Origin of the sequence: Paraburkholderia sp. GAS32 (assembly GCF_050434225.1) — a bacterium.
Taxonomy (GTDB): Bacteria; Pseudomonadota; Gammaproteobacteria; order Burkholderiales; family Burkholderiaceae; genus Paraburkholderia; species Paraburkholderia madseniana.
This window is the reverse complement of the sequence record NZ_JBNPVS010000018.1, coordinates 55337-73179: the sequence shown is the minus strand read 5'-3', so window position 1 is coordinate 73179 and position 17843 is coordinate 55337. Positions and strand designations below refer to the sequence as shown.

Sequence of the window (17843 nt, the reverse complement as noted above, 5' to 3'; positions counted from 1 at the left end):
CTCCATTCTCTTCCATCCATCGGTATCGCCGCATGCGCTATTTCCGTCTGCTGAAATCTTTCGTTGCCGTGGCAACCCTGTCGCTTGCCGCGGTTCACGCCTATGCTGACAAACCCGCCGTGATCCGGATCGGCGTTGCGCAGCAGGGCACGGGCGACCCGCCTACCTTCGGCGGCACCCCCGCGGCGACCGTGCAATTGCAGCAGTCGCTCGAAATGGAATTCGCCGCCGACGGCATCAAGGTCGAATGGCTGTTCTTCAAAGGCGCCGGCCCGGCCGTGAATGAAGCGATTGCCGACAAGTCACTCGACTTCGCCTTTCAGGGCGATCTGCCTGCAGTACTCGCCCGCGCCAACGGCCTGAAGACTCACCTCCTGCTCGCCTCGGGCGTGCGTACCGGTATCAAGATCGCCGTGCCCACGGATTCGGACGTGCGTTCGATCAAGGACCTCAAAGGCCGCCGCGTCTCCATCTTTCGCGGCACCAATCTGCAACTGGTCGCCGACAACGCGCTCGCCGCCAATCAGCTCGAAGAGCGCGACCTGCGCGTGATCAATCTCGACACCGCCAGCTCGCTCGCCGCGCTGGCGTCCAAGGGGATCGACGCGTCGGTCAACGACTACCACCTGTACAAGCTGCGCGACCAGGGCCTCGCGAAAATCGTCTACGAATCGCAGAACGATGGGCCGCAATTCACGCGTCAAGCGCATCTGCTGGTACTCGACGATTTCGATAACGCGCATCCGGATGTCGTGCAACGCGTCGTCAACGTGTTCGTTCAGGGCGCGCAATGGTCGTCGGATGAGGCGAACCGCGACGCGCTCTTCAAGCTGTGGGCCAAAAGCGGCGTGCCCTATTCCTCATGGCAGGCCGAGTTCGCGAATCAAAGTCTGAAAGACCGCAATTCGCCGTTGATCGACCCGTTTGTCGTCGCGCGCTATAAAGCGGTCGCGGCGGATGCGCTGAAACTCAAACTGATCCGCCAACCCGTCCAGGTCGACGGCTGGTTCGAGACGAAATATCTCGACAACGCGCTGCGCGCGCAAAAACTCGACCACTACTGGACTCGCTACGACGCTGCCGGCAAGCCGCTCAGCTAAAACGGGAGCGATCACGATGAGCGAAACCGCATTTCCGGTCGATAGCGAACGGCTCGGCCACGCCGCCGCGGCGCCGCGCGCGCCGCTCTATCGCAATGCGCGCCTGCGCGCACTCGCCTGGCATCTCGCGCCGTGGGTATTGCCAGTCGTCCTGCTCGCCTTATGGGCGACCGGTTGCGAGCGCGGCTGGATCGCGCCGCAGATTTTGCCGCCACCTGAGCGGGTGTTCGACACCTTTGTCGAGTTGACACGCAACGGCGATCTCGCAAGCAATACGCTCATCAGTCTCCAGCGCGTGCTGCTCGGCTTCGTTGCGGGCACCTTGGTCGGTTATGTGCTCGGCGCGGCGCTCGGCCTGTCGCGCACTTTCGAGGCCTACGTGTTGCCGAGCTTCAATGCGCTCGTGCAGATCCCGGTGCTCGGCTGGCTGCCGTTTCTACTGCTGCTCGTCGGTGTCGGCGAGCCGCTCAAATACATCCTGATCGCACATGCCGCGCTTGTTCCCGTGACATTGAGCACGCTGCAAGGATTCCGCCAGACACCCGCCTCGCTCGATGAAGTCGCGCGCGTCTTCGAATACAACCGCTGGCAACGGATCGTCTATCTCGTCCTGCCCGCTGCCGTGCCGACGCTCGCCACCGGCGTGCGGCTCGCGTTCACCAAGGCCTGGCTCGCACTGGTGGTGGTCGAACTGGTGGCCTCTTCCGAAGGGCTCGGCTATCTGATCGTCTACGGCCGGCAACTGTTCCAGCTCGACCTGGTGATGGCCTCGGTGGTCGTGGTCGGGGCCATCGGTTACGCGATGAATCGTTCGCTCGACGCGCTCGAAGCGCGTTTGCGGCGCGGTCAACCGTCGGCGTTTCGCGAGTAATGGTAATGGCGCCGATTGCTGCCACGCACCGCATATGAGGTATCCACGATGAGTCTTGCTCTCTTTAAGCGGCCTGCCGGATCGAAACAGTCAGCCGATGCGTCCTGTGACTGCGGTAGTAACGTGCCCGCCTCCTTCCAGCGCGCGGCGCGTGCGCGCCGGCCCCTGCTCACACGCGTCGACTGGCGCGGCGCCGTCTTGCCCATCGTCGCCATTGCGATCTGGTGGGCGATCTCGGAAGCACACGTCGTCAAGAGCGGCTTGCTGGTCAGCCCCGCGCAGGTGATGGCCACCGCCTGGCAGCAAATCGTCAGCGGCGCGCTTTTCAAGGCCCTTTCCGCCTCGCTCGCGCGTGAAGCGAGCGGTTTCGTGATCGGCACGCTTGGCGGCCTGTTGCTTGGCAGTGTGCTCGGCTTCTCGCGGCTCGCCACACGCATGATTGGCCCGAGCTTCGACACGTTCAAGCAGATCTCCCTGTTTGCATGGATTCCGCTGATTTCCGTGTGGTTCGGTCTCGGCGACGCAGCGAAAGTCGTGTTCCTCTCGCTCGCCGCGTTGCTGCCGGTCGCCGCGCATACATGTGACGGTATTCACGCCGTGCCGCGCGCCTACATCGAAGTCGCGCGCGCTTTTCGCTATTCGCGCTGGCAATTGATCCGCGCTGTCATTCTGCCGGCCGCGTTGCCGTCGATTTTCACCGGACTCTATCTCGCGCTGATCTATTCGTGGCTCGCCACCCTTGGCGCGGAATATCTGCTGGTGGCAGGCAGCGGGATCGGCAATACGCTGATCGACGGCAGTGAGCAGTTCCGCATGGATCTGGTGCTGTTCGGCGTGATCGTGGTCGGTGTGACCGGTTGGGCGTTGAACGCGCTGGCGCGCGCGGTGGAGCGAGCGATCTTTGCGCGCCGTTCACAGGCGGCCGCTCGATAAGCACGCAGCCGATATTCACCGGCTATGCACTGAATTTGCACTGAACACAGATTACAGATCAAGGTCCGCACATGACTTCCTCCACGCTTTCCGACAGCATCGACATTCTCCACGTCAGCAAGCGCTATACGCAGCAAGGCGGCACATCGCTTGCGGTGCTCGACGACATCAGCCTGCGGGTGCGCCCCTGCGAATTTGTCAGCGTGCTCGGTTCGAGCGGTTGCGGTAAATCGACCTTGCTGCGGCTGATCGCGGGACTGGACACCGATTACAGCGGCGACATCGTCGTTGCCGGAGAAAAGGTGCGCGATACCTCGCTCGAGCGCGGCATCGTGTTTCAGGATCACCGCCTGTTTCCGTGGCTCACGGCGTCGCAAAACATTCTCGCCGCGTTGCGTAACGCGCCGCTGTCGGCACGAGAAAAGCGCGATGCGGTCGCGCAGCATATCGCGCTCGTCGGCCTGAACGGCTTCGAGAATGCGTATCCGCATCAGTTATCGGGCGGCATGGCGCAGCGTGTGGCGATCGCACGCGGTCTCGTGAACCGCCCGCGCGTGCTCCTGCTCGACGAACCGTTCGGCGCGCTCGATGCGCTCACGCGCGGCCGCCTGCAAAACGAGTTGCAACGCATCTGGGAACACGAACGCATCACGATGATTCTCGTCACGCACGACGTCGACGAAGCGCTCTACCTCGGCGACCGCGTCGTCACCATGGCGCCGCGGCCGGGCCGCATCAAACGGATTGTCGATGTCGCTCTGCCGCGTCCACGCGAGCGTAACGATCCCCGCTTCATTCATTTGCGCGACGAAGTGCTGGCCGACTTCGCCGAGTACGACGCCGCGCGCCATGAGCCTCACGACGATGACACGCCACACGGCGGCACGCGCATTCCAGTAGCGAATCCACCGATCACCGAATGGCGGCTCGCGTGGTGACACCCGCGGCATCCCCCATACACACAAACCCTTCGCGGAGAGAACGATGAGCGGTGAAAATCGCCAGAAGCGGCAGATCAAACTAGGCGCCTTCCTGATGGAGACAGGCCACCATATCGCCGCATGGCGGCATCCGGATGCACACGCGAGTGGCGGACTCGACTTCGCACACTACGCGGAACTGGCGCAGATCGCCGAACGCGCCAAATTCGACACGATATTTTTCGCCGACAGCGTGAGCGTACGCGACACGAATCTACCCTCGCTATCCCGCACGGCGCGCGCCGATCATTTCGAGCCGTTGACGCTGCTGTCCGCGCTTTCGGTCGTGACGAAACACGTGGGCCTGATCGCCACGGTCTCCACCACGTTCAACGAGCCGTACAACCTCGCGCGCAAATTCGTTTCGCTCGATCATCTGAGCGGCGGACGCTCGGGCTGGAATCTCGTCACATCGAGCACCGAATCCGAAGCGCTCAATTTCAATTTCGAACGCCATCCGGAGCACGCGGTCCGCTATGAACGCGCGCGCGAGTTCTATGATGTGGTCGCAGGCCTCTGGGATAGTTGGGAAGACGACGCGTTTATCCGCGACAAGGAAAGCGGCGTCTATTTCGATCCGGACAAACTGCACGTGCTCGGTCACAAAGGCAAGCACTTCAAGGTGCGCGGACCGCTAAACGTCGCGCGTTCGCCGCAGGGATGGCCGGTCGTCGTCCAGGCCGGCGCATCGGAAGCGGGACGTGAGCTCGCCGCGCAAACCGCGGAGGTGATCTTCGTCGCGCATCAAACACTCGATGAAGCGCAGTCGTTCTATCGCGATGTCAAAGGCCGCCTCGCGAAATACGGCCGCTCGCCGGATCATCTGAAGATCATGCCGGGCATTTTTCCGATTGTCGGCCGCACGCAGGAAGAGGCCGACGCGAAGTTCGCCGCGCTGCAGGACCTGATTCATCCGACGGTCGGTCTGGCGCTGTTGTCGAATATGTCGGGCGGTGTAGACCTTTCCCAGTATCCCGTCGACGGGCCGTTGCCCGAGTTGCCGGAAACCAACGGTGGCAAGAGCCGTCAACGCTTGCTGTTCGATCTCGCGCGGCGCGAAAACCTGACGATCCGCGATCTGTATCTACGCATTGCCGGCGCTCGCGGCCATCAGCAGGTGGTCGGCACGCCGCAAAGCATCGCGGACCAGTTGCAACAGTGGTTTGAAGAAGAAGGCGCGGATGGCTTCAACATCATGTCGCCGTGGTTACCGGGCGGGTTGACGGAATTCGCCGAACTGGTGGTGCCGGAGTTGCAACGGCGCGGACTTTTCCGCACTGAATACGAGGGCCGCACGCTACGCGAGAATCTCGGGCTGCCGCGACCTGCAAACCGCTATACCGCCGAGACAAAACAGCTACCCGCCGTAGCGGGATATTGACGCAACACGTTCTCTTCGCCAGGAGCCTCGCATGAGCGCAGCCGCATTGCAGGAAGTACAGTCGATTCAGGTCAACCCGCTTTCAGCGCATATCGGCGCAGAAATCCACGGTGTCGATCTCACACAGAAACTGGATACACGTCAGATCGCGGACATTCGCGCGGCGCTTCTTAAGTGGCGCGTCGTGTTCTTTCGCGAGCAGTTCCTGACGCACGAACAGCACGTCGCTTTCTCGGCACAGTTTGGCGAGTTAACTTTGGGACATCCGGTGTTCGGCCATGTCGACGGCCATCCGGAAATCTATTCGATCTCGAAGTACCGCAAGGCAACGCGTTTTGAGGGGCAAGCGCTGCAGCGCCCCTGGACCGGCTGGCACACGGATGTGACGGCCGCGGTCAATCCGCCCTGGGCGTCGATCCTGCGCGGCGTGACGATTCCGCCTTACGGCGGCGATACGCAGTGGACCAACCTGGTGGCCGCGTATCAGAAGCTTTCCGCGCCGTTGCGCACGTTCGTCGATGGCCTGCGCGGACTGCATCGCTTTACGCCGCCAGCCGGCGCAAGCGGAACGGAAGCATTCGTCAAAGCCGTCGAACAACGCATTCTCGTTACCGAGCATCCGCTCGTCAGAGTGCATCCGGAAACGGGCGAGCGGGCGCTCTATGTCAGCCCTAGCTTCCTGAAGTCGATCGTCGGCGTGACGCCGCGCGAAAGCCAGGTGCTGCTCGAACTTCTCTGGGAACACGTGACGCGGCCGGAGTTCACCGTTCGCTTCAAATGGGAGGCCGGCAGCGTAGCGTTCTGGGACAACCGCGCGACCGCTCACCTCGCCCCCACAGATATTTTCGATCTCGACTTCGACCGGCAGTTGTATCGCACGACGCTGGTGGGCGATGTGCCGGTTGGCCCGGACGGTGCGCAGTCGGTCGCGATCGAAGGCTCGCCGGTGAGCGCCGCGGCGGCAGTCGCGTTGAACTGAGGCTCGCGGTGACTTACTCAACTCTGGCTGCGCCCTCATCTGCGTCGACGGCGTGCAGCTGAGTTTCTTCGATTTCCGGCCTGACCTCAATTTATTAGGTGAGCGCGTACTGCCGTTACTGCGCCAAGCCGGCTTGCAGCCGCTGCGTCAATGCACCTTGGGGAAACCGTGACGCTGCGCAAGCAGGTCGAGGATCCGGCGCGTATCCGTTTCGAAGCGCTTCTCGCCCAGCGTCTGGGCATCTGCCGGCGCAGGCTGATCGTCGCCGAAAATCAACACCGGCAGACTCTGGTGCTCGGCATCGAGCGCCTCCACGACCGCCGCGCGCGGACGCGGAAACGGCAGACGGCGAATGTCCAGGCGTGCGTTAAGCGCAGGGTCGCTCGCCAGCAAACCTTCGATAGGCGCGCCATCCGGACAGATAAAGCGCTCACCAGGGTGGTTCGGATCGGTAAAGCCCGGTTCCAACAGCAAAAGCAGATCTCGGCTCATGGCATTCAGTCATTGGATGATGGGTAAATGGATCGCAGCGTTTTTTCCAGGAATTTCAGAAAACGCGCCCTTCAGTCAGATGCGTGGTCACGCCGTTCAACTCGTAATCGCCGATCACGCGTGCTTTATGCAGTAACGGGTTGTGGCTGAAGATCGTGCGCAGATTGCGCCAGTGACGGTCGAAATTGTGCGCTCGCCCCGTGGCCGATGCCCCGCCGATTTCAAACAGGCGCTCGCCCGCATAGAGCGCCAGCTTGCTGACCACCAGTTGCGTTTTGGCGGTAGCCAAGGACCCTTCCAGCACGAGGTCTTCCGCATTGGCTGCGCCGCTACGGATTGCATTTGCCGAGCGGTCCAGGGCGCGTGCGTTTTGCACGACCAGCGCGTCGATCGAGAGGCTGTGCGCCGCGAGGTCGCCTACCACCTGCTGCACGAAACCGTCCTCGCGCGCCGAGGGTGCCGGGCTATGCAGCACCGGGCGCCCGTATTGCGTCACGTAGCGCCGTGCATCCGCAAGAATGTTGCGCACGATACCTGCCGCGACCGTTACCAGATGCAATTGCCGCACCGCGCTGCCATGGCGGCCTGCGAGACTCGTATAGCCGCGTGTTGCGATTTCATGGGCAAATACCTGCACGTTGTCGAGCACGAGACTGCCGCTCGCCGTCATGCGCTGCCCCATCCCGTCCCAATCGTCGAGCACCTGCAGGCCCTCACGTGAGACCGGGATGACAATCGACACCTTCTCATCGTTCTCGTCCTGCACATTGACGCGCGCATAGTCGGAAAACGCCGTGCCGGTCGAGTAATATTTTTTGCCCGTTACGCGAAAGTGCTCACCGTCGCGCACCAGCCTGGTGACGATTTCACCGGGCCTGGATGTGCCAAGCTCCGTCGACGCGCCGCCGAAGATCGCCCCTTCCCGTACGCGTTCGATCTGCGTGTCGTTGAAGGCGGAGCGCGGTGACAGCACCAACTGTTCGGTCAGATCGAAATGAATCCGCAATGCATGCGCGACATTCGACTCTTCCGCAGCCAGCGTGGCGATCACATGGAAGAGGTCTTCCAGCGAACCGCCGAGGCCGCCCCATTCAACCGGAAAACGGAGCACGCCGAGCCCCGATTCGCGAAACAATGCGAAGCGGTCGAACGGCAACTCGCGCCGCACCTCGCGTTGCGCGGCATCTTCACCGATCGCTTTAGCGAGCGCCGGCAACGCGGTGAGCGCCGCCTGAAGCCGCGCACGTGCCGTGCTTTCCTGAGAGACCTGCATGCCGTCATTCCTTGTATAAGCGCGCGGATCAGGCTTGATCCGGCTGTTTGTCCTGTGAGCGTGTATCGGCATCCCGATGGGACGTGCCGATTCGACGGATCAGTATAGGGACGCGGCCCACCTTGCAAAACCAGCGAATCAAGCTATGGATATGCGCGTTTCTGAAATGCCATTCGCCGATAAGGATCGATGAATCCGTTATTGGAGCGTCGCACGGCATCTTTCTATACTCGATTCCGGTCAGCACTCACCAACGACGAGTGCCAAATTTCAATCGCGGAAGTCGAACCATGAGTCTACGTCCCTTGCATGACCGCTTGATCGTCAAGCGTCTCGACCAGGAAACCAAAACTGCTTCAGGCATCGTCATTCCCGAAAGCGCCGCCGAAAAGCCGGACCAGGGCGAAGTGATCGCCATTGGGCCGGGCAAGCGCGATAGTGACGGCAAACGCATCGAGCCTGACCTGAAAGTCGGCGAACGTGTGCTGTTCGGCAAGTACGCCGGCCAGTCGGTCAAAGTCGACGGCAACGAATTGCTCGTGCTGCGCGAAGAAGATGTCGTCGCAGTCGTCACGCAATAACGAACGGAGCATCAAACCATGGCAGCAAAAGAAATCATTTTTAGCGACGTCGCCCGCTCGAAGCTCGTAGAAGGCGTCAACATTCTGGCCAACGCGGTCAAGGTCACGCTCGGTCCGAAGGGCCGCAACGTGGTGCTGGAACGCAGCTTCGGCTCGCCGGTGGTGACGAAAGACGGCGTCTCGGTCGCCAAGGAAATCGAATTGCCGGACCGCGTGCAGAACATCGGCGCGCAACTCGTGAAGGAAGTTGCCTCGCGCACCAGCGACGCCGCCGGCGACGGCACCACCACCGCGACCGTGCTCGCGCAAGCCATCGTGCGTGAAGGCCAGAAATACGTCGCGGCAGGCCTCAACCCGTTGGACCTGAAACGCGGCATCGACAAGGCCGTGATCGCCGCGATCGACGAGCTGAAGAAGATCAGCAAGCCGACCACGACCAGCAAGGAAATCGCTCAGGTCGCAACGATCTCGGCCAACGGCGAAGAGTCGATTGGCCAGCGTATCGCCGAAGCGATCGACCGGGTCGGCAAGGAAGGCGTCATTACCGTGGAAGACGGCAAGTCGCTCGACGATGAACTCGACGTGGTGGAAGGCCTGCAATTCGATCGCGGCTACCTGTCGCCCTATTTCATCAACGATCAGGACAAACAGGTTGCCGTGCTCGATAACCCGTTCGTGCTGCTGCACGACAAGAAGGTATCGAATATCCGCGATCTGCTGCCGATTCTGGAACAGGTCGCCAAAGCCGGGCGCCCGCTGCTGATCATTGCGGAAGACGTCGAGGGCGAAGCGCTGGCTACGCTCGTGGTCAACAACATTCGCGGCATTCTGAAGACCGTCGCGGTCAAGGCGCCGGGCTTCGGCGACCGCCGCAAGGCCCTGCTTGAAGACATCGCGATTCTGACCGGCGGCCAGGTGATCGCCGAAGAAACCGGGCTGTCGCTCGAGAAAGCGACGCTTGCGGAACTCGGTCAAGCCAAGCGCATCGAGGTGGGCAAGGAGAACACCACGGTTATCGACGGCGCCGGCGACAGCAAGAACATCGAAGCGCGTGTGAAGCAGATCCGCACGCAGATCGAGGAAGCAAGCTCCGAGTACGACCGGGAAAAACTGCAGGAACGTGTGGCGAAGCTGGCGGGCGGCGTGGCGGTCATCAAGGTGGGCGGCGCGACCGAGATCGAAGTCAAAGAAAAGAAAGACCGTGTCGACGACGCGCTGCACGCCACGCGCGCTGCGGTCGAAGAAGGTATCGTGCCGGGCGGCGGCGTCGCGTTGATCCGCGTGAAGCAGGCCATCAGCGGACTCAGAGGTGTGAACGCCGATCAGGATGCGGGCATCAAGATCGTGCTGCGCGCGCTCGAAGAACCGCTGCGCCAGATCGTGACGAACGCCGGTGAAGAAGCCAGCGTAGTGGTCGCGAAAGTGGCCGACGGTACGGGCAACTTCGGCTACAACGCACAGACCGGCCAATACGGCGACCTCGTGGAATCGGGCGTGCTCGATCCGACCAAGGTCACGCGTACGGCGCTGCAAAACGCGGCCTCGGTTGCGGGTCTGCTGCTGACCACCGATGCCACCGTTCACGAAGCACCGAAGGATGCGCCGGCAGCCGGCCAGCCTGGCGGTCCGGGCGCAGGTGGGCCGGGACTGGATTTCTGATTCTGAGCGTCAACGCGCTAGCCGCACAAGCACGCCGGCATGCTTTCCACAGCATGCCGGCGTGCTGCAACAGGAGCAAACGTGTCAGCCGGATATAGCGCGGCACACACAACCGGTGCATAGCCGGTCAAATCCGCCACAACATCCATTTCTCCGTTTCAACGACGCTCGCGTCTGCATAAATGCGCGAATCAGATAACGGTATGAAAAATCCTTGGTTCTTTCCGGCGTCACACATGCCGAGAATAGGCAGTCCCGAATCGCGTCCTGTATTTCTCCTCCGGCAAGTCCTGGTGGCCTCATAGCAACGAAGTCACACCGATCGACCGGAGCGATATCAGGATCCAACCTGACTTCCGCCTATCTTTCATGTTCAGCCGACCGACCCGCCCCACCCTCCAGCGCGCATTGCGCGCCGTAACGCTTTTCGCAGCATTGGGCGCCAGTGCCGCCCACGCCGATACGACACTCGATCGGATTCATCAGCGGCACAAGATCGTCATCGGCGTGATCCTGTCCGGGCCGCCGTTCGGCTCGCTGGACCCCGCCACACAGAAACCGCTCGGCTTTAATATCGATCTCGCGAACGACGTCGCGAAACGCCTCGGCGTCGACGTGGAATTGACGCCGGTCCAACCGTCGAATCGCGTGCAGTTCCTGCAGCAAGGCAAGGTCGATGCCCTGATCGCCAACATGGAAGTCACCAAGGAGCGCGCCGAGCTTTTCTCCTATCCGCCCACCCCGTTCGAGGAAATCGGCGGTGCGCTGATTACCCGCAAGGACAGCGGCATCAAGACCTGGAACGACGTGCGCGGCAAGCCCGTCTGCGTCTCGCAGGGCAGCAACTATACGAAGCCGCTCGCCGAAGAATATGGCGCACAGGTGAAGGCGTTTCGCGGCCAACCGGAGTCGCTTCTCGCATTGCGCGGCAATAACTGCGTCGCCGCGGTTCACGTTGCCCCTACGCTGCGCCTGCTCGTCGTGCGCAATCCGGACTGGAAGGACTATACGATTCCCGTATCTAACGAGCTGATTCCATCGCCGTCTGTAATCTGGGTTCGCAAGGGTGAAACGGATACGCAGAGCGCGCTCGAAAAAATCGTGCAGGACTGGCATCGCAGCGGCTGGCTGATCGACGTCGAGCACAAGAACGGCATGCAGCCCTCGCAAGCCGTGCTCGATCTGCATGCGAAGTACAAGGCGCAAGGTGCATGAGCGAGTCGACTCAAGTGCTCTCGCACGCCGCCGCGAGCGTGGTTGATGCGATCAGCAGGATCGGGCTGAACTACAGTTTCGTTCTCGCGCCTGACGAACTCGCGTCGTTCCTGCATGGCATGCTGGTCACGCTGGAACTCTCGCTTGTTACGGCGCTCGGCAGTCTTGGCGCCGGTGTGGTGTTGGCGGCGCTAGTCACTTCCCAGCGTCCGGCGCTCGCGCGCCCCGCTCGCGTGTTCGTCGAGATCACGCGCAATACGCCGACGCTCGTGCAGCTTTTCTGCGCCTTTCTGGTGATCAACATGCTGCTCAGCGAGGCACTGCGCAATCTGGGCGGCAATCCGCTGACGCCGTTCATCTGGAGCGCGATCGTCATCTCGCTGCACAAGGGCGCGTTTCATGCCGAAGCCCTGCGCGCCGGTATCGAAGCGGTGCCGCGCACCACGCTCGAAGCAGCCCAGTCGCTCGGTTTCAGCCGCCGCCAACGCCTTTGGAGCGTGCAGTTGCCGCTCGCGCTGCGCTTCGCCCTGCCTGCGCTCGTCAACAACATGGTCGACCTGGTGAAGATGACCACCGTCGCTTCCGCAATCGCCGTCGGCGACGTCACGTATGCATCGATCATGATCTGGACACAGCGCGACAACGTGCTCGAGTTGATGATCCTGATCCTGCTGTTCTTCGGTGCACTGACCTTTGCGATCAATCGCGCAGGACGCTGGCTCGAAGTCCGTCTGAGGATGCCAGGCTATGGCCACTGAATCCATCATCGTGCCCGCGCGGGACGGGCGGTACCGTTCCCTCTTTGCCCTTGCCAGCGTGGTCGGTGTCGCCGCCCTGCTGGCGCTCGCCGAACACGAGATCGCGCATGGCCCAAGCTATCCCGCACTCGCCGCACTCATCACGTGGGCGCCGGCGCTCGGCAAATCTCTGTGGGTCAACATCGAAATCAGCCTGCTTGCCATTGCACTCGGCACACTCGCCGGTCTTGCGCTCGGCCCCTTGCTGCTGTCGCCGATCCGGGGCGTCCGTCTGATTGTCCGCAGCTATGTGCAGGTGTTTCGAAATGCCCCATTGCTCGTGCTGATCTATTTTTCGACCTACGTGTTCCCATTCGAAATCGCGCTCGGTCAACACATCGTGCCGTTTCCTGACTGGTTCAAGGTCACGCTCGGACTCGCGCTGCCGGCCAGCGCCAACTTCGCCGAGATCTTTCGCGGTGCGATCCAGTCGATCCCTCATGCACAGTGGGACGCGGCACGTTCGCTTGCGTTCAGCCGAACCCAGGTGTTCCGTTGGATCATCCTGCCGCAATGCGTGAAGCGGATGCTGCCGCCGTGGATGAACCTGTACGCCAGCATCACGATGGCGACCGCGCTCGCGTCGCTGGTGGGTGTGCACGATCTGCTGGACACCGCGCAGGTGGCGAGCAATACCGTGGCGCGCGCGGATTTCACGGTCCTCGTCTATTTCACCGTGCTCGGGCTGTTTTTCGCCTACTGCTACCCGATCGCGCGCTTCACCCGCCTTCTTGAGAAACGCTATGCTTTCAGTTGATGTCTCGCTCGCTCCCGCATCCGCATCCGCATCCGCAGCCGCTGCTGCGGCCGTGCGCCCACTAGTCCGGTTGCGCGATGTGCATCTGTCATTCGGCTCGACGCCGGTGCTCAAGGGTATCGACCTCGACGTGTTCCGCGGGCAGGCCGTGTCGATCATCGGACCATCCGGGTCGGGCAAGTCGACGATTCTGCGCTCCATTACCGGGCTATTGCGTCCCCAACACGGTGAGATCGAAGTCGACGGTATCCGCGTCGACCGGCTCGCCTCTGAACGCGACGAGATCGAACTACGCAAGCGCGTCGGTTTCGTGTTCCAGCAATACAACCTGTTTCCGCATCTGAGCGTATTGGACAATCTGGTTGTCGCGCCCGTGCGCATCCTGGGGCGCGACAAAGCCAGCGCCACTCGCACCGCTTACGATCTGCTGAAGAAGGTCCGCCTCGAGAACAAGGCCCATGCGTATCCGGGTGAACTGTCGGGCGGTCAGCAACAGCGCGTGGCGATTGCACGCGCACTTGCGATGCAGCCGGATCTGATCCTCTTCGATGAAGTGACCTCGGCGCTGGATCCGGAGACCGTGGGCGAAGTGCTGACCGTGATCCGCGATCTGGTGAGGGACGGCATGACCTGCGTGCTCGTCACGCACGAGATGCGCTTTGCCGAGGAAGTAAGCGATGCGGTGTATTTCCCCGAGGCCGGCGTGATTGTCGAACATGGCCCGGCTAACGCGCTGTTCCGCGCGCCGGTCAATCCGCGTACGCGTGAGTTTCTGGCGCATACCCCGTCCGCGCCGGAGACTGCCCATGCGGCGGCGCCCCGCACACCGCTGGCACTGGATCTGCGCCACTTCGCGATCTAGACGATCTCGAACGATCTGGACCTGCCAGTACGGCGCGGGTCGGGATGCAAGCTTGAAAAAAACGCGGCGTCTGCTGAGCAGACGCCGCGTTTTGTTTTCCGCGTTTTACTGCTTGTATCTCACTGCCCCGCATAGCGGCTAACAGGCCGCTGCAAACCGAGGTGATCGCGCAAGGTCGTACCGCTATATTCGGTGCGGAATAACCCACGCCGCTGCAACTCCGGCACAACGAGTTCGACAAAGTCGTCGAGACCGCCCGGGAAATACGGAGGCATGATATTGAAGCCGTCGGCCGCTTCGCCCGTGAACCACTCTTCGAGCGCATCCGCCACCTGCACAGGCGTACCCCATACGATGCGGTGCCCACGCGCGCCGGCCACCAGGTAATACAGCTCGCGCAAAGTCAGATTCTCGCGGCGTGCGAGATCGGTCAGTAGTTTGGCACGGCTTTTGAGTTGATCGGATTCCGGCAACTCCGGCAGAGGACCATCGAGCGGATACTTCGACACGTCGTGCCCCAGCCGATCGGACAACAGTGACAACGCGCCCGATGTATCGGTCCATTCCTGCAACTGTGCGTATTTGTCTTTCGCCTCCTGCTCCGTCCTGCCGATAACAGGAAACACGCCCGGCATCACGTGCAACTGCTGGCCCTCACGGCCAAATTTCGGCAAGCGGCCTTTCAGATCGCGATAGAAGACCTGCGCTTCTTCAATAGTCTGCTGCGCGGTAAACACCACTTCCGCCGTGCGCGCGGCCAGGTCCTGCCCCGGTCCGGACGATCCGGCCTGAATCACTACGGGATGCCCCTGTGGCGGCCGCGACGCATTCAATGGACCTTTGACGGCGAAGAACTGCCCCTTGTGATCCAGCGTATGGACCTTGGCAGGATCGAAGTAGACGCCACGCGCCTTGTCCTTGAGCACCGCGTCGTCATCCCAACTGTCCCATAGTCCCTTGACGACGTCGACGAACTCACCCGCCATTTCATAGCGCAGCGCGTGATCCGGGTGATTGCCACGTGTGAAATTCGCGGCCGTGCGGTCGTACGAAGTCGTTACGACGTTCCAGGCCGCCCGCCCGCTACTCAGATGATCCAGCGATGCAAACGCGCGCGCGACGTGATACGGCTCGCTATACGTGGTCGACGCGGTAGCGGCGAGACCGATGTGGCGCGTGCCCATAGCGAGCGCCGACAGCAGGCACAGCGGCTCGAGCCGCATCGCCATCGACGGATGCGCATCGGGGCCGCTGGTGAGGCCATCGGCAAGAAAGACCATGTCGAACTTGGCACGTTCGGCGGTTTGCGTGATGCGCTGCATCAGCGCGAGATTCTCGCTGCCCGCCTGCGCGTCAGGATGCCGCCAGCCGGCGACGTGGTGTCCCGCGCCCTGAATGAAGAGCCCGAGACGCATCTGCCTGCGGGTACTGCTGTTATTCGTGCTCATACGTGGATCTGTGCGAAGACATTGAAAAGGGAAGCGAGGTCGGCGGTGCTCTGCATCGTGTCGATATGCGCGGGGATGAAAGCGAGGCGTTCGTCATGACCGGTGGCGTCCGCGAACTTCGCGGCCAGATCCTCCGCGCTGTAGAGACGGTCGGTCTTATGGCTCAGTACCGTCCCATTGCGCAATGCGATCTCGACGGTCGAGAAACGCGTGGCCGGATCGGTCGACGCGCGCGCGGCGGTTTCATCGTGACGGCTTGCCACGCGCCGCGCGAGTGCAATCAGGTCGTCGCGCACGGGCACATCGGCGAATGTAGCCACGCTGGGCGAACCATCCGTCAGCGCGGCCGCGACTGCGTAGGCGACGCTGAAACGCGCTTCGAGACCGGTCGAGGGCAAATGTCTGGAAAGCGGTGTGTCGCCGCCAGGCGGAAATATCACCGCCACCTCGGCAATGTCGTCCGGCGTGAGACGGTATGTGTCGCGCAACGTCAATGCGGCATGCACGGCATAGTGCGTCGCCGTGCAGCACGCCCACGGCTTGAAGTACAGACCCGGGACTGCGATTTGCCAGGGTGCGCCCCAACCGTCGAGCACGCGTTCGGGTTGCGCGGCGCCGCCGCTGAACACGGCGAAAAAGCCGACCGGTCCATCCAGTGCCTCCGGCGAGCCCTGCAGTCCCGCTGCCGCGAGTTCGGCGGCGAATAAACCGGCGCGCGCGGCGAGCCCGGCATGCAAGGGTTTCGCTTCGCTGCCGAACTGCAGGCGTAGGCCGGCTGACTGCGTGGCGGCAAGACCCAGCGCGTTCTCTACGGCACCGGCATCAAGCTTCAACAGATAAGACGCAGCGGCTGCCGCGCCAAGTGCGCCCAATGTCGCGGTGTTATGAAAGCCCTGCTCGTAGTGTCGGCTGCCGAGCGCGAGACCGAGCCGCGCCATCGTTTCGACGCCAACGACGTAGGCATCGAGCAAGTCGAGCGCGCTGCTGCCGCGTGTTTGTGCCAGCGCGAACAGCGCAGGCAGCAATACCGTCGCAGGATGGCCTCTTACGCTGCTATGCACGTCGTCGTAATCGAGCGCGTGCCCCGCGTAACCGTTGAGCAACGCAGCCTGCTGCGCCGATGCACGGGCGTTGCTGCCGATCACCGACGCTTCGCCGCGCGAGTCGTTGGCGCTGACTGACAGGAGTTTTTGATAGCCGCTGTCGCTCGCACCGGCAAATGCAGCGGCGAGAAAGTCGAGAATGCCGCGTCTTGCGGCGGCAATGACAGCGGCGTCGCGGGACGGCGACGCCTGAGCGATCGCGGCGGCCAGCCGTCGTGTCACGCCGGTGGCCTGCTGGCCGGCGTTGGATGCATGGAGGCTTGACATGTCGAAGGCGTGAGAGCTGTGAAAACGCACCGGGCAAGCGTTACGCTCACCTCGCTCGACGAAAAACAAAAGCTGTGTCGACCAAAGAGGTAATGCAACGACCCAAACGCCGCATGCTAACCAAACGTTGCGTCACAAACAAACAAGAATTCACGCTTTCGATATTGCAGATTCTGCGATGCTGCAGCGGACACGTCCCGCTATCGGCTGCCCTGCATTTCACGGCATGCCGGTGCGCTCAACGCCGGCGCTCAAAAGAACAACAGCGTGCGCAATTCGATGCTCCGGCGCGGCGGCGCATCGGCCTGCGACGTGGGATCGTCGAATGCCGTGTGGGCCGTGAGACGCGCAATGCCGTCGCCCGCCGAATCGTAAATCTTCAGCAACAGGAATTCATCGGGTGACATATGCGGAAAGTAGTACCAGCGGTGCCGCGGATTGAAGACCAACGCATACGTCTCGCCGACCTTGTCGGGATAAACCAGGTCCGATGCCACCAGATCGTTGAGCGTGATACTGCGCGAATCGCATAGCGCGAGCGGCGACGATTGCACCGTTTCTCCAATCGGACGCCACAAGTTCACGATTGCCACACGGCCTTGCAGCAACCGCTCCGCTTCACCTGTCGGCAGATGATCGCGCACCCGGCGCGGCCCCGACACAAAAGTCTGGTCGTTATGGATGTACTTGACGGGCTCCCTTACACCATTGCTGCGCTCAGGATTGCCGTCACGCAGCGTGTGATCGAACACGACCACCCGGCGAGCGCCGGTGGCCTGTTTCAGCAACTGCTCCGCTTCACGATAGTAGACAGATTCGATCTTTGCCGGATCGGAGAAATCGTTCAGCGCGCTAGCGTGCCGATGCAGTTCGAAGCCGTTACGATCGAGCGACAACGCGCCAGGCGGCGGCGCGACACGGGCATTTGAAATGCTCACCCGATGCGGCCGGTACACGCCACTGCGCTTCGGAACGCCCGGCGGCGGTTCGTATTGGTACGACACCGGCTTCTCGCCGGTGAACTCGAGGTAGTTCAACTCTGCCTCGACCGTCGCGGCAGACACCGGTGCATCGATGACGATATCGCTCATGTTCGCATCCTCATCACGTTAAAACGATTCGTTGAACGGCCGCAAATCGATTGC

17 protein-coding genes are annotated in these 17843 nt (G+C 62.1%); 12 read left to right on the top strand and 5 right to left on the bottom strand.

All coding sequences use genetic code 11. The features are described from left to right. The first annotated feature begins 32 nt into the window (after window positions 1-32). The 6 genes from P3T25_RS22075 to P3T25_RS22050 all read left to right on the top strand — a co-directional run bounded on the left by P3T25_RS22075 (window position 33) and on the right by P3T25_RS22050 (window position 6244). Window positions 33-1100: an ABC transporter substrate-binding protein gene (locus P3T25_RS22075; protein WP_429358952.1), complete on the top strand. Its 1068-nt coding sequence runs from the start codon at window positions 33-35 to the stop codon at window positions 1098-1100. Window positions 1101-1116: 16 nt separating this feature from the next. Continuing rightward, window positions 1117-1971, top strand: a complete 855-nt coding sequence (locus P3T25_RS22070; RefSeq protein WP_171926879.1) for an ABC transporter permease — start codon at window positions 1117-1119, stop codon at window positions 1969-1971. 48 nt (window positions 1972-2019) lie between these two features. Then, window positions 2020-2904 carry an ABC transporter permease gene (locus P3T25_RS22065; RefSeq protein ID WP_171926880.1) on the top strand — a complete coding sequence of 295 codons (885 nt, stop codon included), beginning with the start codon at window positions 2020-2022 and terminating at the stop codon, window positions 2902-2904. Window positions 2905-2975: 71 nt separating this feature from the next. Then, window positions 2976-3842, top strand: a complete 867-nt coding sequence (locus P3T25_RS22060) for an ABC transporter ATP-binding protein (protein WP_429358951.1) — start codon at window positions 2976-2978, stop codon at window positions 3840-3842. A 46-nt stretch (window positions 3843-3888) separates the two neighbouring features. Then, entirely contained in the window at window positions 3889-5265 is a 1377-nt protein-coding gene (locus P3T25_RS22055) for an LLM class flavin-dependent oxidoreductase (protein WP_429358950.1), read from the top strand. Window positions 5266-5296: 31 nt separating this feature from the next. Continuing rightward, a complete protein-coding gene (locus P3T25_RS22050) occupies window positions 5297-6244 on the top strand; it encodes a TauD/TfdA dioxygenase family protein (protein ID WP_154560091.1) in 948 nt (315 codons plus the stop codon). A 147-nt stretch (window positions 6245-6391) separates the two neighbouring features. On the opposite strand, the gene P3T25_RS22045 is transcribed toward P3T25_RS22050, so the two are convergent. Together P3T25_RS22045 and P3T25_RS22040 are read right to left on the bottom strand one after the other, a co-directional pair. Beyond that, window positions 6392-6736, bottom strand: coding sequence for a DUF3088 domain-containing protein (locus P3T25_RS22045; RefSeq protein WP_171926882.1), 345 nt, complete (start codon window positions 6734-6736; stop codon window positions 6392-6394). 55 nt (window positions 6737-6791) lie between these two features. Next, window positions 6792-8009, bottom strand: coding sequence for an acyl-CoA dehydrogenase family protein (locus P3T25_RS22040; RefSeq protein ID WP_429358949.1), 1218 nt, complete (start codon window positions 8007-8009; stop codon window positions 6792-6794). 290 nt (window positions 8010-8299) lie between these two features. Between P3T25_RS22040 and P3T25_RS22035 the strand changes: the two genes are divergently transcribed. The 6 genes from P3T25_RS22035 to P3T25_RS22010 all read left to right on the top strand — a co-directional run bounded on the left by P3T25_RS22035 (window position 8300) and on the right by P3T25_RS22010 (window position 13880). Further along, window positions 8300-8590 carry a co-chaperone GroES gene (locus tag P3T25_RS22035; RefSeq protein ID WP_007177123.1) on the top strand — a complete coding sequence of 97 codons (291 nt, stop codon included), beginning with the start codon at window positions 8300-8302 and terminating at the stop codon, window positions 8588-8590. Window positions 8591-8608: 18 nt separating this feature from the next. Continuing rightward, entirely contained in the window at window positions 8609-10249 is a 1641-nt protein-coding gene (gene groL / locus P3T25_RS22030) for a chaperonin GroEL (RefSeq protein WP_154560094.1), read from the top strand. A gap of 369 nt (window positions 10250-10618) precedes the next feature. Further along, window positions 10619-11464, top strand: a complete 846-nt coding sequence (locus P3T25_RS22025) for a transporter substrate-binding domain-containing protein (protein WP_429358948.1) — start codon at window positions 10619-10621, stop codon at window positions 11462-11464. Then, window positions 11461-12222: an amino acid ABC transporter permease gene (locus tag P3T25_RS22020; RefSeq protein WP_171926884.1), complete on the top strand. Its 762-nt coding sequence runs from the start codon at window positions 11461-11463 to the stop codon at window positions 12220-12222. The genes P3T25_RS22025 and P3T25_RS22020 overlap by 4 nt, the downstream gene beginning before the upstream one ends. Continuing rightward, window positions 12212-13018 carry an amino acid ABC transporter permease gene (locus P3T25_RS22015; protein ID WP_429358947.1) on the top strand — a complete coding sequence of 269 codons (807 nt, stop codon included), beginning with the start codon at window positions 12212-12214 and terminating at the stop codon, window positions 13016-13018. Before P3T25_RS22020 ends, P3T25_RS22015 begins: the two co-directional genes overlap by 11 nt. Continuing rightward, window positions 13005-13880 (top strand): amino acid ABC transporter ATP-binding protein, encoded by an 876-nt coding sequence (locus tag P3T25_RS22010; protein WP_429358946.1) that lies wholly within the window; start codon window positions 13005-13007, stop codon window positions 13878-13880. Before P3T25_RS22015 ends, P3T25_RS22010 begins: the two co-directional genes overlap by 14 nt. Window positions 13881-13999: 119 nt before the next feature. On the opposite strand, the gene P3T25_RS22005 is transcribed toward P3T25_RS22010, so the two are convergent. The 3 genes from P3T25_RS22005 to P3T25_RS21995 all read right to left on the bottom strand — a co-directional run bounded on the left by P3T25_RS22005 (window position 14000) and on the right by P3T25_RS21995 (window position 17789). After that, the gene (locus P3T25_RS22005; protein ID WP_097392112.1) at window positions 14000-15328 is read right to left on the bottom strand and encodes an LLM class flavin-dependent oxidoreductase; all 1329 of its coding nucleotides are present in this window, start codon (window positions 15326-15328) and stop codon (window positions 14000-14002) included. Then, window positions 15325-16698, bottom strand: a complete 1374-nt coding sequence (locus P3T25_RS22000; protein ID WP_429358945.1) for an MmgE/PrpD family protein — start codon at window positions 16696-16698, stop codon at window positions 15325-15327. The genes P3T25_RS22005 and P3T25_RS22000 overlap by 4 nt, the downstream gene beginning before the upstream one ends. Window positions 16699-16949: 251 nt before the next feature. Then, window positions 16950-17789 carry a CmcJ/NvfI family oxidoreductase gene (locus P3T25_RS21995; protein WP_429358944.1) on the bottom strand — a complete coding sequence of 280 codons (840 nt, stop codon included), beginning with the start codon at window positions 17787-17789 and terminating at the stop codon, window positions 16950-16952. Window positions 17790-17843 lie beyond the last annotated feature (54 nt).

What these genes read in the sequence shown, in the direction of transcription:
- P3T25_RS22075 (WP_429358952.1), top strand. Translation starts at nt 33, where the DNA reads ATGCGCTATTTCCGTCTGCTGAAATCTTTCGTTGCCGTGGCAACCCTG.
- P3T25_RS22070 (WP_171926879.1), top strand. Translation starts at nt 1,117, where the DNA reads ATGAGCGAAACCGCATTTCCGGTCGATAGCGAACGGCTCGGCCACGCC.
- P3T25_RS22065 (WP_171926880.1), top strand. Translation starts at nt 2,020, where the DNA reads ATGAGTCTTGCTCTCTTTAAGCGGCCTGCCGGATCGAAACAGTCAGCC.
- P3T25_RS22060 (WP_429358951.1), top strand. Translation starts at nt 2,976, where the DNA reads ATGACTTCCTCCACGCTTTCCGACAGCATCGACATTCTCCACGTCAGC.
- P3T25_RS22055 (WP_429358950.1), top strand. Translation starts at nt 3,889, where the DNA reads ATGAGCGGTGAAAATCGCCAGAAGCGGCAGATCAAACTAGGCGCCTTC.
- P3T25_RS22050 (WP_154560091.1), top strand. Translation starts at nt 5,297, where the DNA reads ATGAGCGCAGCCGCATTGCAGGAAGTACAGTCGATTCAGGTCAACCCG.
- P3T25_RS22045 (WP_171926882.1), bottom strand. Translation starts at nt 6,736, where the DNA reads ATGAGCCGAGATCTGCTTTTGCTGTTGGAACCGGGCTTTACCGATCCG.
- P3T25_RS22040 (WP_429358949.1), bottom strand. Translation starts at nt 8,009, where the DNA reads ATGCAGGTCTCTCAGGAAAGCACGGCACGTGCGCGGCTTCAGGCGGCG.
- P3T25_RS22035 (WP_007177123.1), top strand. Translation starts at nt 8,300, where the DNA reads ATGAGTCTACGTCCCTTGCATGACCGCTTGATCGTCAAGCGTCTCGAC.
- groL (WP_154560094.1), top strand. Translation starts at nt 8,609, where the DNA reads ATGGCAGCAAAAGAAATCATTTTTAGCGACGTCGCCCGCTCGAAGCTC.
- P3T25_RS22025 (WP_429358948.1), top strand. Translation starts at nt 10,619, where the DNA reads ATGTTCAGCCGACCGACCCGCCCCACCCTCCAGCGCGCATTGCGCGCC.
- P3T25_RS22020 (WP_171926884.1), top strand. Translation starts at nt 11,461, where the DNA reads ATGAGCGAGTCGACTCAAGTGCTCTCGCACGCCGCCGCGAGCGTGGTT.
- P3T25_RS22015 (WP_429358947.1), top strand. Translation starts at nt 12,212, where the DNA reads ATGGCCACTGAATCCATCATCGTGCCCGCGCGGGACGGGCGGTACCGT.
- P3T25_RS22010 (WP_429358946.1), top strand. Translation starts at nt 13,005, where the DNA reads ATGCTTTCAGTTGATGTCTCGCTCGCTCCCGCATCCGCATCCGCATCC.
- P3T25_RS22005 (WP_097392112.1), bottom strand. Translation starts at nt 15,328, where the DNA reads ATGAGCACGAATAACAGCAGTACCCGCAGGCAGATGCGTCTCGGGCTC.
- P3T25_RS22000 (WP_429358945.1), bottom strand. Translation starts at nt 16,698, where the DNA reads ATGTCAAGCCTCCATGCATCCAACGCCGGCCAGCAGGCCACCGGCGTG.
- P3T25_RS21995 (WP_429358944.1), bottom strand. Translation starts at nt 17,789, where the DNA reads ATGAGCGATATCGTCATCGATGCACCGGTGTCTGCCGCGACGGTCGAG.